Raw genomic sequence first — 19,037 nt, forward strand, 5'->3', positions numbered from 1 at the left:
CAGTGATCGGGGAATTTATCGATACCAAAGCAGACCAAAGCCATAATCAGACCATCAGGCTATTGAAGGCTGGCTAGACTCAGCCCAATTCCTGATCAAATTGACAATAACTTGGCGAGGCGCTGCTAACTAATAGCTTAACAAGCGTCTCCCATTGAGTGCAACCCAGAAGTCCGAACTCACCAGATACAACTAGAATGGTTAATAATAAGATGGATACAGTGATCAGCCGAAACCATCATTTATGCAGAATAGTACATTACTCCTAACCAAAGAACTCCCTAACCTGACCTACTCCCCCCTACTAGACCGCTTTGATGACAGTTGGGAAGCGCCCCTGTCTACCCTCCTAGGCTTAGGACGCGCTGCTGGGGCTGACCTGGTAGAATTTTTCCTAGAGCGCAATAATGTGATCAGTTGCTTGGCTGAAGATGACGGCATTACCGGGGTTTCCCCAAGTCTGTCTTTAGGGGCGGGTATTCGCGTATTTAAGGGAAATGCAGATTGTTATGTGAGTACCAATGATTTATCCTTTAGCGGCTTGCGTGCAGCCCTGGAAAAAGCCTTATCCATCATGGGTTTACAGCTTCCTGGAGCGGTGGGATTTGTTCCTTCGGTCAATTTGGAACTATTGCGGGATTACGCGACCTCTAAGGGCAAAGAAAGCTGGCTGGCTCAATGTAGTTCGATGCAAGAGATGGGCGATATCCTGTTGGCAGCTAACGCTCAACTACTCAAAAAGGCTAACCACGTTCAATCTCGGCGTTCGTCCTATTTCCGAGATTGGCAAGAGGTTCTGGTAGCCTGTAGTGATGGCACTTTTGCGCGGGATGTGCGATTGACTCAATCTCAGGTTTCGTCGATAATTAGTGCAGATGGCGAACATCGCTGTTCTATCAGTAAACGTGGCGGTAGTACCAGTCGCCCGGATTGGTTGCGGACTTGGGACTATGAAACTGATGCGGAAGATATGGCAGAATCTGCGGGTAAAATGCTTTATGCGGATTATGTCGAGTCTGGCTATTATCCTGTGGTGATGGCTAACCGCTTCGGTGGGGTGATTTTCCACGAAGCCTGTGGGCATTTACTGGAAACTACCGCTATTGAAACGAAAACAACTCCTTTTGCTGATAAGAAGGGTGAGAAAATTGCCCACGAAAATCTGACGGCTTGGGATGAGGGTCTGTCGGAGCAGGCATTTGGCACTATCGATATGGATGATGAGGGAATGCCTGCCCAGCGTACTCTCTTAATTGAAAATGGTATCCTGAAAAATTTTCTGTGCGATCGCGCTGGGGAAAGACGCACGGGAAATCCCAGAACCGGAAGCGGTCGCCGCCAAAACTACACCTATTCACCAGCCAGCCGGATGCGTAATACTTATATTGCGCCCGGTGAGTATTCTGTTGATGACCTATTTGCATCAGTCGATCGCGGTTTGTACTGTAAAAAAATGGGTGGCGGTAGTGTCGGCGATACCGGAAAGTTTAACTTTGCGGTGGAAGAGGCTTATCTCATCGAAAATGGTAAACTTACTAAGCCTCTCAAGGGTGCAACTTTAATCGGTTACGCTACGGAAATTATGAACAATATTTCTATGTCTTCCCAGGATATCGGACTGGCGGCGGGGTTCTGCGGTTCGGTCAGCGGTAGCGTCTATGTGACGGTCGGACAACCTCATATTAAGGTTGATGGTATTACTGTGGGAGGAAGATAAATTGCTGGGTCGGGTGGCGGGTGTGATCAATTTTTCGATCTTCCCTTAACCCGGTTCGACAATGTTCTGGGAATTTGAGTTGCTTTGGTGAAACAGTAATTAGAAAAAACAGCGATTAATTAGATGATGAATACTGACAGTTTGATTAGTGAAGTTAAAGATTCGGCGAGTAAATTGGGAATCGGCAAGTTTGATGTGTTTGGTGCGACGGTAGAATCGAGTAGCGCTCAGGTTAATCAAGGGGTTCCTAAACAGGTGAAAGCGTCGAATCGTTCTAGTATTATGGTGAGGGTCTGGAATGAGGATGGCACTCTGGGGGTGACTTCTACTAATGACACGACCCCCAAGGGTTTGGAGTTGGCTTTGCAAACGGCATCGGAAGCTAGTAGCTTTGGCGCGAAAGAACATATACCTGATTTTAGTCCTTTGGCTACTTCTCCGGTAGAAGACATGGGCGATCGCACTGCGGAAGCAGCCCCTATGGATACGCTGTTAGAAACTTTACTGGAGGCGGAAAATAAGTTATTAAATAGCCATCCTGCTATTGTGGGGGTTCCCTATAATGGGTTGTCACAACGGGATTTAGTCCGGTTTTATGTGAACAGCGAGGGGGCTTTACGACAAGAACATCTTTCTTATGCCTCGATTTATCTATATAGCAAGACTGAAGAAGATGGTAAAAAGCCTCGCAGTGCGGGTGCTTACCGTTTGGGTCGTAGCTTGGAAGGGTTGGATATTGAGGGATGCTTACAGGAAACTTCCCAGAAAACTATCAGCCATTTGAACTATGAAAAGATTAAATCTGGGCGCTATTTGGTGATGTTTTCCCCAGAGGCTTTTTTGAGTATATTGGCGGGGTTTTCTAATATTTTTAATGCCCAAAATGTCTTGGATCGCCAGAGTTTGTCTACGGTGGAATCAATTGGGACGGCGATCGCTTCTCCGATGTTATCGGTTAGTGATTACGAATTGCACCCGACAAATATCGCAGCGACTACCTTTGATAGTGAGGGAACACCGAGGGGAGAAGTGGCACTAATTAAGGAGGGTATATTAACTCATTTTCTCCATAGTTCCATTACCGCCCGCCGCCTGAATGCTCAACCTACCGGTAATGGTAATATGGGGGCGAAAGTGTCGGTGAGTCCGAATTTCTTTTGTGTGGCTCCGGGGACAGGTGAAAATAGCGAATCCTACAACATTAATACTGCTGATAATGTGATCTGGATTGATGAGTTGCACGCCCTCCATTCGGGAGTACAATCTATACAAGGCTCGTTTTCTTTACCCTTTGATGGTTGGATGATTAAAGGAGGCGATCGCATTAGTATTGAGTCCGCTACCGTGGCTGGAGATATTAAACAACTACTCAAGTCTATTGTCTGTGTGGAATCAGAAGTTAAACTCACAGATGGCGGCGTTTCTCCTCGGGTTTGGGTGGAAGGATTATCGATTACCGGGGAAGGATGATATTGACCCAATTTACCGGGGAAATTTCGGCTCTAGTGGCGGCGTTATTTTGGGCGATCGCATCAGTGATTTATGCTAATGTCGGCACCAAAATCCCGCCCCTGGGTTTGAACCTCATTAAAGGCGGAATTGCGATCGGTCTATTATTGCTCACCATCACCTTCCAGTCAGGGGGTGAATTACCCGAATTTTCCCCCTGGGTATTCGGCTTGCTTCCCCTCAGCGGCATCATCGGTATAGGTATCGGAGACACCGCCTTTTTTACCACCCTCAATTGTTTAGGTCCTCGGCGCGCCTTGCTGCTAGAAACCCTCGCCCCTCCCCTAACCGCATTAATTGCCTTCATATTTTTGGGGGAAAGACTCTCTCTCACCGCGTGGGGAGGCATCTTTATCACCGTGTTAGGTATCGCCTGGGTAATTACCGAACAAGCGCCGGAAACCCTCGGAATACCCCTAAGATTAACTCGCGGCTTAGTGTTTGGGAGCATTGCCGCCTTATCCCAGTCCACCGGAGCCATTTTATCCCATTTGGCACTCACCCAAAGCGGCATCAGTCCCCTGTGGAGTACCTTATTAAGAATTTTAGGCGGTGTGGCGGTCCTGCTTTTAGCCCTACCAATTCAGCGGTTATCTCCCCTCGCCTTAGTCAAACCTTTGCGATCGCGCCGGGTGTTGGGAATCATTATTGTGGCGACATTTTTCGGCACTTATTTGGGGATTTGGTTACAGCAAACCGCCCTCAAATTTACCGCCGCCGGAATTGCCCAAACTCTCACTTCTACCAGTCCGCTGTTTGTGTTACCGATCGCCATAGCCATGGGAGAAACTATCAGTTTCCGCGCCTTTTTAGGGGCATTAGTCGCCATTTTCGGCGTGGCGATGTTATTTTTAGCTTAATTGATAAATGTTCTGATTTTCAAAAATTAATGGGAGAGTTTACATCGATGAAAATATGGTAAATAGGACAGCAAAAACGCGACAAAACTTTGGCTATGATGGTGCAGAAAAAAAGATAAACTGGCACTCTTATATCATTAGATGAATAGTTAATTCAACGCGACCTTTACTTTGTATTTCCTCCATAATATCCGGCGGAATATTTTTCATACTGTTGATTTTCACATGGTTAGTAAAAAGAGCATTTTTTTCTCCTTTTCGACTATATATTTTGATCTCGATTAAGTTTTGCCGTTCATCTAAAATTAAACGGGTTCCTAATATATCAGATCCATCCTTTTTAACGATTCGGTGTATCTCTTTGAGGTGATCCTCCAGCAAATCGAAATCTAAAGTTTGATTTTCAAGACTTGACCATATTTCGGTCTCTGGAGTACCTTGAATGGCTTGAGATATTCGCTTGGGTAAATTTCTGACATTATTGACGAGTCGCTGCCATTGATATGCGACTGTTTCTTGAGGTTCTGGCATTGATTAATTGACCTATGATTTTCAATCGGTAAGTTAAAGCAATCAAAATTATTCAGATATGTTTTTGGTGGCTGTACATAGATGTTTTTATTAAGTTTTTGCTGTCATCAATTTTATTTTAGCTCTCTCTTCAAGCTGTTGTCGAAACTCTTCGGGAATGTCAGACAATTCTATGCTTTCTTTGACAATTTCAAACCGATACTCCTTATTGTTAATGTTCATAATATAAGTTTCAGCCTGTTTATAATACCTATTTTTTTCCTTTAACAAATAAATTGCTACATCTGAAACTACTTCAACAGCTTGGTTGATGGTATCTAGTATTTGAGCCACTGCACGGTTAGCCCAAGCTTTAATTTCATTCCAATAAGGACTGACTGCTCCAAGGATAGTGACAGCAATAATAGTCCAACTGATTGGATCGATAGCCATGATTTATTCCTCTCTTAAATTTGAAGTCGATCTGGTTTCTATCCTAGCTAAATTATCAGAACTGATTTTTTGGTGATGCAGCTTGATAGTTTTATATTTGTTGATTTCCTCTATGAGGATAGACTCGTCAATAGCCTGAGCTTTACCAACTAACAATTTTAGACCAAGTTTAATTGTGATATTTCTAATATCACCCCCGCATAAACCTTCGCTGATTTCCGCCGCCCTCTCGTAACTAATGGTTTTGGGAACATTTTTAGATAAATGAAATTGCCAGAGTTGAGTCCGCATTTCTAAATCAGGTACGAGAAATTCTACATTAAATATGATCCGCCTTAAAAAAGCATTGTCATAATTTTCAAACAGGTTGGTAGCAAAAACAATCACACCATTAAATTTATCCATTAGTGTCAATAATGTGCTTTTGGCTGAATTGACTCCATAATCAGCGGCTTGAGATAAATTTGAAATTCTTTTGCTCAATACAGCATCAGCTTCATCAAAGAATAATAAACTATGGCTTTTTTCCGATTCTTGGAAGACCTGGGATATATTTTTGGATGTTCCTCCCACTAATTCTGATTCTAGCTCGCCATAGTTCACTTTAATAATGTTCATATCCAATTGGTGAGCAATGGCTTCAGCAGTAATGCTTTTACCCGTACCAGATGGTCCAAAAAAATTTATGCTCAAACCTTTACCAGTCTTGAGAAACCGATTAAACTCCCATTCTACAAATAACTTATCCCGATTTTTTACATAAGCAATCATTTCCTTAATTTGCTCACGGGTACTTTTTGATAACGCAATTTCATCCAATGTCCACTGCGGTGTCTCGCTCAGACTACTGGTTTGCTCGTTGCTGATCGGGTCGGTTTTGCCTTTAACTATTTCATATTTCATTCTTTGAATTTGATATGGCTTACTTTCCTATCCCCACTGCCACAGTATAATACCATAAGAAGATTGATAATTTTATGGTCTCATGTACTTGGTAAGGGATGATAATTAGTTATGAAACATTATATTATGTTATCCAAAGCATGATAAGATGTTACTTAAAATTAGTAAAAGTTACTCATAAAAGCAGCTATGGAGCTTAATGAAATTTTAAGATTTGCTGATGACAGAGTCTTTTCCAAGACGGGAAAACATCTAGATGATTTGCAGGAGGCGATCCTCAAAGAAGCTCTGCAAGGAAAGAAATATGCTAAAATCGCTCAAGAACGGGATTGTAGCGAAGGTTATGTGAGGGTCGTGGCATCAGAACTATGGAAAATACTTGCAGACGCATTAGGCGAAGATGTTAGTAAAGTTAATGTTAGGTCGATACTAGACAGAGCGATCATTGCTAATAACGCTAATATTTCACCAGTTATTGGGAGAGATCATGTCACGGTTCATAACAATGTAAGTTGTTTTCCAGATCAAATGCGATCGCCGGTTTCTTATGGGCAAAAACCAGAACCTCAAGATTCACCTGAGCTCGACTTAGGTGATGCGGCGGAAATTTTTACATTTTATGGACGTGATGAAGAATTATCTATACTTAAAAAATGGATCGTCACTGACGAAAAGTATGATCCTCAAAATTGCCATAATAATTGTGCAAAAATAGTTGCTATTTTAGGTGTTAGTGGTATTGGCAAGACTCACCTGGCTATAAGTCTTGCCGAATCAATCAAAAGTAACTTTAATTTTATCATCTATCGTAGTTTGCGCTTTTCGCCGACTTTAGAAACTATCTTAAATAAATTATTGGAAATATTTTCACTGTCATGGAAGATAGATGAAGCTATAGAAATCGAAACAAAAATTAGTCTAATTTTTAGCCAACTGCGCCACCATCGTTGCCTGATCATCTTGGATGACGTACAGGAAATTTTTAGTCCAGGTAAATGGGCGGGTCAATATAAATCAGCTTGTCAAGATTATCATCTATTTTTTCAAAAAGTTGCCGAAGTTTACCATCATAGCTGTTTCGTCTTAATTAGTTCGGAGAAACCGAGAGAAATTGCAGAACTAGAAAAATTAAATTTGCCAATTTTTACTTTGGTGTTAGATGGTTTAGGAATGGCAGCGAAAGATATTTTAATTTCCCATCATTTATCCGATCAACAACTATGGGAAAGGTTGATCAATATTTATCAAGGCAACCCACTATGGTTAAATATAATCGCTACCCTAATTCGAGAAATTTTTGGTGGTAAAGTTGGCAATTTTTTACAATATGATATGCCGATGTTGGACGAATCATTATCTTGGCACTTAGAACAACAGTTGCAGCGATTAAGTGATTGTGAAATGGTCATCGTCAGTCAACTAGCAAACGAACCAGAGGCGATCGCGTTATCGGAGATCGCCAATCGAGTCAAATTACCTATTTCCGATTTAATTAATGGACTAAAATCTCTAGTGAGGCGATTTATATTGGAAACCCAAGATGAAGGAGATATGACACTTTTTAGTTTAAATTCCGTCGTGGCGAAATATGTTCAAACCAGGCAATATCCATAATAGATAGTTGTTCTGTATTTTACCAAGGAGACACGGATGCTTGTTATGGGAAGCTGACGGTTCATTTTTTACCCGACAAAACTACTTCATCAACAAACATCCTCATAAAAACTCGGTTTCTGATGTCAAATACTGCCAAAGCCCGGATCAACTCTCCGGGCGGGAGTTAGGCACGAAGTAAATCAATCACACAATTGAAATTGAGCTAATTCTCTAGGTAGGTTGGAAGAATGGGGAACCTTCACACCGCGAGGCGCTAGGATACCCATACCAAAAACACAACCATCTTCAGCACTACAATCAGTCATTCTTAGGGATAGTTCGTAGTCATCCTCAAATGGCGGCTCAAAGGAAACAACTGAGACTAAATCTTCGTCAAATTCCAGCACTTCCCCACTCATGGTTTTGACTCGTAACTCCACATCGGCGCAATTTTCATCGCAATAGCCGACAAAAAGATACTCGATAGAAGGATCAAGTCTGAGGGTTAACGGTGCGCTAACTCTCGCGGGCCCTTTGCCAATTACGGGCCAGAATGCTAACTCGAAACCGTCTCTTCCCGCCTCCTCAACCACATCTCTCAGTTTGCAGACAACTGTTCTTTGTTGGTCTGTCAGATCCCTGGCTAGGGCTGTCCCTAGGAGTGCAGTACCGAGCAACATAATAATTCCCGGTAGATAATAGTGTTTCCGTTTCATTGATATCCTCTGGGAAGGGATGGTGATTAAGGGAATTTCAGAAATAATTGGAGAATATCACATTTTAGCGCGATCGCCTATAGATAGTTTATCTGTCCGTTACCCCTAGCTCTAAATTAGATTCAATTTAAGTTACCATTCCTCCAGCCATGCTTTCATTTGTGCAATTTCTGCCTCCTGTGAGGTCAAAATGTCTTCCGCTAAGGATTGCATTTCTGGGCGATCTGATTTTTCTTGTAAGCCTTTAGCCATCACTAAAGCACCTTCATGATGAGGAATCATCGCTTTGAGAAAACGCCGATCAAACTCATCATCTGCTTCGCCTAAATCCATATCCATCCGCATAGCACTGATTTGTTGCGGAGACATTTCCATCATGTGATTCATTTGATTATTCCAAGCCATTGGTGTATCTGGTGCGTCTGGATACCAGGCTTGTCGCCACTCCCTCATTTGGGCAATTTCTGTGGCTTGAGCTTGAATTATTTCTACTGCTAAATTTTGCAATTCCGGTCTGTCTGATTTCCCTAAAACTTCCTGTGCCATAATAATTGCACCTTCATGATGAGGAATCATCGCATCAATAAAGCGTAGGTCGTAGTTTTCATCTGCTGGCCCTAAATCCATATCAGCATGATCCATACCTCCATGATCCATGGTTGGTACGGTTTCACCAGTGATCTCTATGGGTTCCTCTATGGACGGAGGTACGGAATCACAACCCGCAATTAATCCCAATATGGCTATCAAACTCCAGGTTGATTTTCGGAAATTCGCATTCATTAACTTTCTCACCGATAACTATCTTAAACTCCCCCCCAATTATAAACTCTCTAGTCAACAGGAGAGTCAAGGAATAGATATCATAGCAAATGTTTACCTAACATCTGGGATTAATCAATCGGTAGACAGATGCGGAATTCGGAACCTTGATCGATTTCGGACTCTACCTCTAAACTTCCTTGATGCTTATTAACCACAATTTGACGAGCGATCGCTAATCCCAAACCCGTACCTTTTCCTACTCCTTTAGTGGTAAATAAATAATCAAAAATTTGGGACTTTAGTGCCTCTGGCATTCCGGAACCATTATCTCCAATCCGAATCTCTACGGAATTTTTCTCAGGCAAAACCTGGGTAGAAATGGTAATAATTTGATGATTGATTTTGAGACTCTCAAAGGTTGAAGTCATGGCGACTTCATCTAAAACATCGATCGCATTAGCCAAAATATTCATAAAAACTTGGTTGATTTGACCGGGAAAACACTTGATTTGAGGTAAATTGCCATAGTTTTTGACGATATCAATAGCGGGTCGATGTTGATTAGCCTTGAGGCGATGTTTGAGAATTAACAAAGTGCTATCAATACCTTGGTGAATATCGCAGGAAACTTGATGATCTAGATCCGCTCTGGAAAAAATCCTTAAACTGGTGCTAATATCTTTAATGCGATCGCACCCCAGTTTCATCGATTCTAACATTTTTGGCAAATCTTCTAAATGATACTCAATCTCTAATTCCTCATATTTAGCCACCATGTCTTCCCCAGGATCAACAAACTTTTCCTGATATAGTTGCAGATATTCACTCAGAGACTGCACGGATTTAATCGCCTCGTTAATATTACCATGAATAAAGCCGACCGGATTATTAATTTCGTGAGCTACGCCAGCAATTAAATTCCCCAAGGCTGACATTTTTTCCCCTTGAATTAATTGCAGTTGCGACTGTTTAATTTGTTCCACATAATCTTGGGACTGTTGATATAAACGAGCATTTTCTAGGGAAATAGCCGCCTGAGTGCAAAGCAAGTTCACAACCACTAGGCGATCGCTCGTAAATACACCACTGATCCGACGATTTTCTAGGCTCAAAACTCCCACCAAATTACCCTGATTTAAAATCGGTAAACATAACATACTCTTAGGTTTTCGTCCCTGTAAATACTTATCAATTACAGGTAAATCCGTTTGCATATCATCAATAACTACTACTTTCTTAGTATTTTTCACATAATTAATCAGTTTGACTGGGACCTTAGTAGTTTCGCTCAAAAGTTCCCCACAAAGTTCCGTATTTCGGGGAGTAGCAAGCGATCGCACTAGCCAATTTCCATCAGGGTTAGGCAAAATTAAAGCACAGCGTGAAGCCCCAGAATTTTGCAAAATAATCTTAGTGAGTTGCTGCAAAAGTTCCTCTAATTGAATCGTACTAGAGATGGCCTGGGCTGCTTTTAAAATCGCTGAAAAATCCAGCAAATTATTAATACTCGAACCCGACGAACGATTACTCGATGTAGATGTGTGAGTTGAAATACTCGGAGTAACCACAGTTGCTAAAGTCGCCATAGGAGTTAAATTAGATCCCGTCGCTTCTAAAATAGGTTTTAGTAAGTTAGGATAGGTATTTTCCAACTGCTCAGTTTTAGCTTTTGCGCCCCACCTCGCATAACAATAATAGGCTTCCTGCATATAAACCATTGCCAACTTTTCTTTACCCCAATTCAGATAAAACTTAGCCGCTAGTTCATTAGCTAAAGCCTCCTCTTGGATAAATTCGTGTTTTTTGGCTCCTAAAATTGCCTGGTCATATAAATTTATAGCCTCAACTTTTTGATCTAAAACTCGACATTTTTCCGCCTCGATTAAATCCAGCTTATGCTGATGATTCATTGGTGCATAATATGCCCAGTGACCTAAATGCTGTTGATTCTCTTCTACACGCTGCCACAATTCTGATTTCTGTTCATGTTCGGGAGCATAAATGCCTAAAGCCGTGAGGGAATCATAGAAATAAAATCCGGGAATGCTAATCATACCAGCACCACCAATTAAATATTTTTTAGCCTCAATTGCATAAGTTTCAGCTAATTTGAGTTCTGCAAATAAATAGGAAAGCATCATTTTATATAGATAAAATATATACAATCCCAGCACATCATGACTATCAGTAATGCGAGGCAAAATTTCTGTTTCTTCCATCGCTTCACCTGATAAAATGTGAGGGTTGACTGCTAACCCCAATAAATTTAAAGTAGACTGCCAATAAATTCCACAGTAATTGGCAGTGGTTATTTGATTCAATCGTTGTAAAGCGTTATAGTATCCAGATGACTGCTTTTCCAAGGTGACTAGAGTTTCACCACCCCAAAATGAGTTGAGGCAAAAGGTTTGAGCGCAATATCCAGCTTGTTCATGATTGCCAATTTCTAAGGCTTCTTTATAGCTGTCTTGTAGAAGATAAACTACGGTTTTAAGATGGTTTTTTCTGTGTAAAATAAATAAACATACTACATGAGTAACTTCTGGTTTTGCGGTTTTGATGTCTAATTTTTTCACTAATGTTAGCGCCAATTGACCAAACTTCAAACCTCTATCTATATCTTGTAAGAGATTACAACAAATTACTCCATAACAGGCATAACTAAAGGCGGAAGCTGATGTATTGCCATATTCAATTGATAGCTTAACTCCTAAAGAAATAAACACGGGAAATAAGGGAGGTTTGCAGATATAAGCGACGGGAATCATACTATTGGCTATCTGCAAAATCGCGATTTTTTCTAGATCTGTCATTAAGGGTAGGTTAACTAAGTCGTCAATATCGCGATCGCCAATGAGTTCGATAACTTCTGCAACTACTTGGTTAATATCGTTTGGGGTGGGATTTGCTGGGTAATTTACACCCATATTTTGCAGAAACTCTTGACCAATATCAATAGCCTGACTTAGCTGATTTTGAGCCACATTTGCTTGAATTTTAATCCGGTAAACATCCACTTTTTCTACCCACTTTTTACCATGAGACATCACCTCATCAATAAAAGTGTTCATAGTCTCAAAATCACCGGACAAGGCAGCTAATTCCGCCCCCAAATTATAAAATTCTAGGGTGATTTGATATTGTCGTTCCCAGGATTTTTCCCCAAGTGAATATAACCCCGTCTGGGTATAATCTAAACCCGCTTGATAGGCGGTAGCTGCTTTGGCTTTCCGACAAGCTATCAGGTTTAGTTTGGCTAATTCATCCCGTTCTTTTTGGGTGGGAATTAAGGCTATACCATAGTTAAGTTTACTGATGATATCAAAAATGTAATCTTCCCTAGACTCAAGAGGAATTTGTTTCAGCAATAGTTGTCCTATGCGGTAATGAGTAGCCTGTTTTTGCTGTTCAGGAATTAGTGAATAAGCAGCCTGTTGTACCCGGTCATGCAAAAATTTGTATTCTACTTTTTCAGTATGGATACTGTTTAACTCCGTTTTATACTCAGCTAGATATAATTTATAAAGCTGAGTTTCCGGGATGATTAAACCGTATAATAGGGCTTTCCATAAAGCGATCGCTACTTGGGTTGGTGATTTTTCACAAACAATTGCTAATGTATCCAAATTAAACTGATTTCCCAGACAAGCCGCTAACTGTAATATCTGCTGAGTTTCTTCCGGTAATTTTTGCAACTGAGTCGCCATAAACTCAACTACATCATCCGTGATAGATAGGGAATTAACTTGGGCTAGATCACATTCCCAGGAGCGTTTTTTTAGATTAAAGTTAATACATTTATCGTTATATAATGCTTTCAAAAACTGAGTGATAAAAAACGGATTTCCTTTGGTTTTACGATTAATTAATTCGGTGATAGGATCGGCTAGTTCAAATGTACAAGCTAAGGTATCCGCCACTAACTGATTACTATCCTCAAACTCCAGAGGACTTAAAGTAATAGTATGAACCGTTTTACCCATTTTTTTCAGTTCTTCTACTGTGAACATCAAAGGATGCACGGGAGACACTTCATTATCCCGATAAGCCCCCAATAACAGTAGATAGGTCTTTTCTTCCATTAATAGCTTCATTAACTCCAGAGAGGCTAAATCTGCCCACTGTAAATCATCTAAAAATATCACCAGTGGATGCTCATAAGTTGTCAAGACCGAGATAAATTTTTGAAATAGCAAATTAAACCGATTTTGGGCGGCAGTTCCAGATAATTCCGGGACCGGAGGTTGAGGGCCGATGATTTTTTCCAGTTCGGGAATTACTTCAATTAAAACTTGTCCGCCACCTCCTAAAGCTCCTAAAATTTTACCTTTCCATTGTTCAAGCTGAAAATCAGACTCTGACAATAGTTGCCACATTAAATTCCTTAATGCTTGCACAAAACCTGAGAAAGGGGTATTATGATTTAATTGGTCAAATTTACCTTTAATAAAATAGCCTTGCTGGCGGGTAATCGGTTTGTGGACTTCATGGACTACAGCGGTTTTACCAATCCCAGAAAAACCCGCCACTAACATAATTTCTGATGCGCCATTAGCTACCCTATCAAAAGCTGCTAATAATTCCTCAATTTCGTTTTCTCGACCATAGAGTTTTTCGGGAATTAAAAAGCGATCGCTCAAGTCACAAGAGGCGATCGCAAACTCGCCAATATTACCAGTTTTTTGCCACTGTTGCCAACAATTTTCTAAATCATGTTTGAGTCCCCAAGCACTCTGATAACGATCCTCAGCATTTTTTGCCATTAATTTCGCTACGATATCAGATAAAACCTTCGGCACATCAGGGTTAACCTCATGTAATGGAGTTGCCATTTTAGCCAAATGACAATAGACTAATTCCATAGGATCATCAACATTAAAAGGCAACTCTCCCGCCAGTAATTGATAGAAAGTTATTCCCAGAGAATATAAATCACTGCGGTAGTCGGTGCCGCGATTCATCCGGCCAGTTTGTTCTGGGGATAAATAAGCTAAAGTCCCTTCTAAAATATTAGGATTTTGGATAGTCTGATTTTCTTTTGGCAATAATGAAGCCAAGCTAAAGTCAATCAATTTAATTTCTTTAGTTTCGGGATGAATCAGAATATTTGCGGGTTTAATATCTTTGTGAATTACCCGTTCTTGAGACAATCCGTGCAGAATTTCTGCTAGTTGCAACCCTATAGCTAAAAAGTCAGGAATTAAGATTTTGTCTGGTTGCCACTGATTCAGAGAAATATGTCCCTCATAGGGCATCACTAAGGCATAACTATTGCCATAATTTTCTAAAGATAAAGGTTTGACAATTCCTGAAAGTTCCAGATTTTTCGCCAGTGTATATTGATTGCGAAACTGAGCCAGTTCATTAAAATTCGGATGGGGATTCCGTAAAACTTTGATGATTACCGCTTGGTTATCACTGGTTCTAGTGCCTTTATAAACTATGGTGCGGGTTCCTTGATAGATAATTTCGCCAAAGTTGTACAAGGGAAGAGTCATAATCATGGGGTAAGCTGTGGTTAATAGGGTTGACTCAATCAGAACTTGGATAGATAGGCGCTTCCAGGCTTTCCTAGCCTCGGTCTAGTTAATTGTGGGCGGTCTGTGATTAAACTTTTGATAGCTTAACCTATAAAACCAAAATTTTCTGTAAATTGTGCTATAGAGTAATACAAACTTCGCAGTTATGCCAAGGGTAACTTGATCACAAATTCTGTCCCCACCCCTGGGGCTGATGAAAAACTCAACTCTCCGTGGTGATTTTGGGTGATAATTTGGTAGCTAGTTGGTAATCCCATCCCTGTACCTTGACCTACGGCTTTGGTCGTAAAGAATGGGTTAAACACTTTGTTTTGATGTTCGGGACTGATGCCAATACCATTATCTTTTATGGCAATCAATATTTGCTTTTTCTGGGCGAGGCGTGTTTTGATGTTTATACATCCTCTATAATCAGAGTTTGCCGCAGTATTTAATAGATTTCGTCTTTCCTCGATCGCCTGAATAGCATTAATGAGTAAATTCATAAATACCTGATTTAATAGGCTGCTATAACATTCAAATAACGGCAAATCTCCATAGTCTTTAATTACCTGAATTGCCGGACTTCCATTGCTACCATTGACGCGATTTTGGAGAATCACTAACGTGCTATCAATATTTTCGTGAATATCCACCGATTTTAACTTGGCTTCATCTAAACGGGAGAAGGTACGCAGGGATTTAACAATATCCCGAATCCGGGAGGCTCCATTAGTCATTGAACTAATGATTTTTGGGAAATCATCCTTAATAAAATCTAAATCCATATCCTCAATTAAATCGCTAATTTCTGGGGGAGGGTCAGGATACAATTCTTGATAAGTATCAATCAATTCTAACAAAGATTCCGTATAGGTAGAAGTGTGGGTTAAATTGCCGTAAATAAAACTAACTGGGTTATTGATTTCATGAGCCACACCGGCGACTAATTGACCTAAACTAGACATTTTTTCAGCTTGAATTAACTGCACTTGTGTTTCTTGTAATTCCCGATATGCTTTTTGTAATTCCTTACCTTTGGCTTTGGACTCCTGATAAAGTTGAGCTTGATAAATGGCGATCGCTACCTGAGTTGCCAGATTTTGTAGGAGTTCTATTTCATCATCTAACCAAGAGCGATCGCATTCGCAACCCTTAATACAATCACTCTGAACTCTCCCGATTTCAAAACCTCCAATTGTCCCGCCAGCAGTATGCACAGGTAACACCAAATAACTGTCAATTCCTGACTGTTGACAAAATTCTTTTAAGGGTTCATCTTGGCTATCCTTAACTACATCTACCCGATATATTTTGCCATGAAATAAATGATAAAATAATTTCGGTAAATCATCAATATTATAACTCCCTATCCAACTAGGTATTCCTGAATTTTTCTGCTCCTTAACATTTTCTAAGCAGGGTGGATTGGTATCGGCTCTATACCATACAAATGCACAAATATCAACTTGAATTTCCTGAAAAATCGCATTGACAGCATTTTGCAAAATCGTATCTAAATTAAGAGAATTGCGAATTTCGGTGCTGATCCGATTTAAAGTTTGGGTGCGACTCAGCAAAGATTGCAACTTTTGTTCCGCTTTTTGGCGTTCCCTTAAAGCCGCTTGCTGTTCACTAATATCTCGAACAATAGACAAAACATCATTACCACAGGGAGCAAACCGCGCCTCATAATTTCGGACCCCTTCAGGCATTTCTAGTTCATATTCCAACACCTGAATTTGTTGAGTTTTTAGGGTTTCTGCAATAGCTTGACTGGTTGGTATAGCCAGAAAATCAGGCAAGACTTCATGGATATTTCGACCCAAAAATTGCGAGGGTTCTATTAACGGTGTCACCTGTGGAGATGGCTTATAATCAACCAAAACATAATCGGATCTATAGCGGAACATCATATCAGGAATAGCATCCAGCAAAGCGCGGGTCTGAGCCTCGCTTTCTTTTAAGGCATTTTCCGCCTGTATCCGGTCTGTAATATCTTCAAAAATTCCCACCAAACCAATTACCTTTCCGTCGGCATCATGGAGAGGTATTTTAGTGGTTTCTACCCAATTAATGCTACCATCAGCATTGCTTTTATTTTCAATTAATTTGATTTGGGGTCGATCGCTATTCATCACCTGGCGATCGCAAGTGCGATAATGTTCAGCTTCTTTTCGGCTCACACAATAATCATAATCCGTTTTTCCTATAAAAAAGCTCGTATTTTCACGACCGAAAGCCGTAGCAAAAGCCTGGTTACACCCCATAACCACACTATGAGAATCCTTCCAAAATATCGACTGTGGCAGAGCATCAAGAATAGTTTGCAACAACTCCCGCGATTGATAAACTTCCTCTTGCGCCTTCACTCTTTCCGTAATATCCATCACCGTCCCAAACATCCGCACCACCTGCTCGTCCCGCTGTTCTATTTCAATCCGAGCATTCAGATAAGCCACCTCATCACCAGCACGCACAACCCGAAAATCGAAGTTTTGGGGAATCCCCTTATTAGCTTCCGCAACCCTATTTTGAAAGAAAGAGCGATCGTCAGGGTGAATTCTGGTCAGATGTTCTGCAAAAGTCGGCTCACCTTGTTCCGGACTCATACCAAACAGATTAAATACCTCTTCCGACCAAGTAACCTTTTGGGTTTGAGTCTCAAAAGACCAGTTCCCAAGATGCGCCACTTTTTGAGCTTTTTGCAGTTGATTAGTCAGTTCTTGTAGCGCCAGTTCATTAGCTTTACGCTGCGAAATATCCTGATAAATTCCCATAAATCGCAGCGGTTCACCCAAACGATTCCTCTCCACAATTTTACCAATACCTAAACCCCATTTATAGGAACCATCCTCGCATCGTAAACGATGTTCAGTCTCATAAATATCAATTTCTCCCCGGATATGTCGATTCATATTCTCAGAAACTAATTCCATATCCTCTGGGTGAATTCGACTGATCCACTCATTAACATTATGATGAACCACCCCTTCCGTCGCACCGATAAAATTCCGCCAATGTTCCTCCGATAAAACCAACTCATTAGTTTGCATCTTCCAATCCCAAGTGCCAATATCAGCTGATTCTAGGGCAATTTCTAAACGAATATGACTTTCCCGCACCGCCATTTCCGCCTGTTTACGGTCATGAATATATCGGGCAATTCCCAAACATCCTATCACCTCACCTTCATCATTTCTCATCGCCGACACATTAGTAGAATGCCAGTAATAGCGATTATCTTTATGTAACACCCTATATTCAGCACCTCGCACTTTTTCCCCTAATAAAGCTCGATGAAAAGCATCTACACAAATTGGCAGATCTTCACTATGTACAAACTCGGCAAAAGAAATACCCAACAACTCATCAATGGGATATCCCGTAATTTCTTCAAAATTTGGGCTCACATAACTAAAAGTGCCATCCACATCAGCAATAAACACCATATCATTGAGATTTTCAGTCAAATTCCGAAACTGACTCTCGCTTCTTCGTAGGGCAATTTCACTTTCTTTTTGCTCAGTAATATCTCGCACATAACCATACCAAGTCGTGCTACCATCCTGCTCTCGTTGGGGTGTAGCATGACCAAGCAACCATAACAATCGACCATCAGGGTGAGTTATACGATACTCGCAAAGCCAGGGAGTCAAATTTTTCGCCGATGCCAAAATCGACTCTTCTACCAACTGTATATCATCAGGATGCAGCGCATTAAAAAGGGCACTAGCATCAGACCGCACGGCTTCTGGTTCAATACCATAAATCTCTCGTAACCCTTCGCTACTGTAGGGAAAAGCAAACCCACCATCGAGATTTTGACAAAACTTATAAATTATCCCAGGAATGTGGCGACCAATTTGTTGCAGACAATACTCTGCGTCCATTTGTGCGGTAATCTGTCCCAGTTTTTCAGGAGTACAGACAGAGGCGGCTAAGGCAGATTGCAACGATTCTACCTGTTCTTGTAGGCTTTTGATTTCGGTAACATCTCGTAAAGTTACCAGATGACAATTAGGCAAAAAATTAGCCCTAGCCATATACTCGACCATCACCACACCACCATCAGGTCGTATCAGACGAAATGAGCCACGCATCTCCCCTTGGTGGAGGAAATCTTGCCAAGTTTCCTCAAAATTAAAGCCGGGTTCAGCAAAATCACTAATCCGACATCCCATCAAATCTTGATGTGGCAACCCAAATAATTGGCAAGCGGCCTGGTTAGCATCAAGGTAATATCCCAAGTCATCTGCTATAACCATCCCATCTGTCCCAGCTTCAAACAAAGCCGATAGGGGACTATCTGGGGTGATCACGGGTCTGACTAATTTCTTCGGTTTAACCCTATGACGGGAATGAGCAGATAAAACCTGGATTTGATTGGAGAATATCATAATCAATTAAGATAACAGAGAACTTGTGGGCAGACTCCCTCGTTTCCTGTGCCACCTTTAGGGACTACCTAGGGATGAGTCATCACTTG

11 protein-coding genes are annotated in these 19,037 nt (G+C 41.0%); 4 read left to right on the forward strand and 7 right to left on the reverse strand.

What is annotated here, in order from left to right; all coding sequences use genetic code 11:
* Nucleotides 1–244 precede the first annotated feature (244 nt).
* From P5683_RS05295 to P5683_RS05305, 3 genes are all read left to right on the forward strand, one after another.
* Nucleotides 245–1,717: a TldD/PmbA family protein gene (locus P5683_RS05295; protein WP_006668661.1), complete on the forward strand. Its 1,473-nt coding sequence runs from the start codon at nt 245–247 to the stop codon at nt 1,715–1,717.
* A 123-nt stretch (nt 1,718–1,840) separates the two neighbouring features.
* The gene (locus P5683_RS05300) at nt 1,841–3,187 is read left to right on the forward strand and encodes a TldD/PmbA family protein (RefSeq protein ID WP_006668660.1); all 1,347 of its coding nucleotides are present in this window, start codon (nt 1,841–1,843) and stop codon (nt 3,185–3,187) included.
* Nucleotides 3,184–4,086 (forward strand): DMT family transporter, encoded by a 903-nt coding sequence (locus P5683_RS05305; protein WP_035758855.1) that lies wholly within the window; start codon nt 3,184–3,186, stop codon nt 4,084–4,086. Before P5683_RS05300 ends, P5683_RS05305 begins: the two co-directional genes overlap by 4 nt.
* Nucleotides 4,087–4,215: 129 nt before the next feature.
* Here the strand turns inward: P5683_RS05305 and P5683_RS05310 are convergent, their stop codons facing one another.
* The 3 genes from P5683_RS05310 to P5683_RS05320 form a co-directional block, all read right to left on the reverse strand.
* The gene (locus tag P5683_RS05310) at nt 4,216–4,617 is read right to left on the reverse strand and encodes a hypothetical protein (protein WP_006622082.1); all 402 of its coding nucleotides are present in this window, start codon (nt 4,615–4,617) and stop codon (nt 4,216–4,218) included.
* A gap of 90 nt (nt 4,618–4,707) precedes the next feature.
* Complete coding sequence (locus P5683_RS05315) at nt 4,708–5,049, reverse strand: hypothetical protein (protein WP_006622083.1); 342 nt, start codon at nt 5,047–5,049, stop codon at nt 4,708–4,710.
* A gap of 3 nt (nt 5,050–5,052) precedes the next feature.
* Nucleotides 5,053–5,952 carry an ATP-binding protein gene (locus P5683_RS05320; protein ID WP_046321713.1) on the reverse strand — a complete coding sequence of 300 codons (900 nt, stop codon included), beginning with the start codon at nt 5,950–5,952 and terminating at the stop codon, nt 5,053–5,055.
* 189 nt (nt 5,953–6,141) lie between these two features.
* Here P5683_RS05320 and P5683_RS05325 point away from each other — a divergent pair, with 189 nt between their 5' ends.
* The gene (locus tag P5683_RS05325) at nt 6,142–7,566 is read left to right on the forward strand and encodes an NB-ARC domain-containing protein (protein WP_006622085.1); all 1,425 of its coding nucleotides are present in this window, start codon (nt 6,142–6,144) and stop codon (nt 7,564–7,566) included.
* Nucleotides 7,567–7,748: 182 nt separating this feature from the next.
* On the opposite strand, the gene P5683_RS05330 is transcribed toward P5683_RS05325, so the two are convergent.
* From P5683_RS05330 to P5683_RS05345, 4 genes are all read right to left on the reverse strand, one after another.
* On the reverse strand, nt 7,749–8,264 hold the full coding sequence (locus P5683_RS05330; RefSeq protein ID WP_006622086.1) for a hypothetical protein: 516 nt from the start codon (nt 8,262–8,264) through the stop codon (nt 7,749–7,751).
* Between the two features lie 132 nt (nt 8,265–8,396).
* On the reverse strand, nt 8,397–9,047 hold the full coding sequence (locus tag P5683_RS05335; protein ID WP_006668656.1) for a DUF305 domain-containing protein: 651 nt from the start codon (nt 9,045–9,047) through the stop codon (nt 8,397–8,399).
* Between the two features lie 110 nt (nt 9,048–9,157).
* Nucleotides 9,158–14,533, reverse strand: a complete 5,376-nt coding sequence (locus tag P5683_RS05340) for an AAA family ATPase (RefSeq protein WP_315639620.1) — start codon at nt 14,531–14,533, stop codon at nt 9,158–9,160.
* A gap of 179 nt (nt 14,534–14,712) precedes the next feature.
* Nucleotides 14,713–18,948, reverse strand: a complete 4,236-nt coding sequence (locus P5683_RS05345; protein ID WP_315639619.1) for a PAS domain S-box protein — start codon at nt 18,946–18,948, stop codon at nt 14,713–14,715.
* Nucleotides 18,949–19,037: the final 89 nt, after the last annotated feature.

The organism is Limnospira sp. PMC 1279.21, from assembly GCF_032349615.1.
GTDB classification, from domain to species: Bacteria; Cyanobacteriota; Cyanobacteriia; order Cyanobacteriales; family Microcoleaceae; genus Limnospira; species Limnospira fusiformis.

Excerpts from the sequence above, each read along its gene's own strand:
- P5683_RS05295 (WP_006668661.1), top strand. The coding sequence starts at position 245 with ATGCAGAATAGTACATTACTCCTAACCAAAGAACTCCCTAACCTGACC.
- P5683_RS05300 (WP_006668660.1), top strand. The coding sequence starts at position 1,841 with ATGATGAATACTGACAGTTTGATTAGTGAAGTTAAAGATTCGGCGAGT.
- P5683_RS05305 (WP_035758855.1), top strand. The coding sequence starts at position 3,184 with ATGATATTGACCCAATTTACCGGGGAAATTTCGGCTCTAGTGGCGGCG.
- P5683_RS05310 (WP_006622082.1), bottom strand. The coding sequence starts at position 4,617 with ATGCCAGAACCTCAAGAAACAGTCGCATATCAATGGCAGCGACTCGTC.
- P5683_RS05315 (WP_006622083.1), bottom strand. The coding sequence starts at position 5,049 with ATGGCTATCGATCCAATCAGTTGGACTATTATTGCTGTCACTATCCTT.
- P5683_RS05320 (WP_046321713.1), bottom strand. The coding sequence starts at position 5,952 with ATGAAATATGAAATAGTTAAAGGCAAAACCGACCCGATCAGCAACGAG.
- P5683_RS05325 (WP_006622085.1), top strand. The coding sequence starts at position 6,142 with ATGGAGCTTAATGAAATTTTAAGATTTGCTGATGACAGAGTCTTTTCC.
- P5683_RS05330 (WP_006622086.1), bottom strand. The coding sequence starts at position 8,264 with ATGAAACGGAAACACTATTATCTACCGGGAATTATTATGTTGCTCGGT.
- P5683_RS05335 (WP_006668656.1), bottom strand. The coding sequence starts at position 9,047 with ATGAATGCGAATTTCCGAAAATCAACCTGGAGTTTGATAGCCATATTG.
- P5683_RS05340 (WP_315639620.1), bottom strand. The coding sequence starts at position 14,533 with ATGATTATGACTCTTCCCTTGTACAACTTTGGCGAAATTATCTATCAA.
- P5683_RS05345 (WP_315639619.1), bottom strand. The coding sequence starts at position 18,948 with ATGATATTCTCCAATCAAATCCAGGTTTTATCTGCTCATTCCCGTCAT.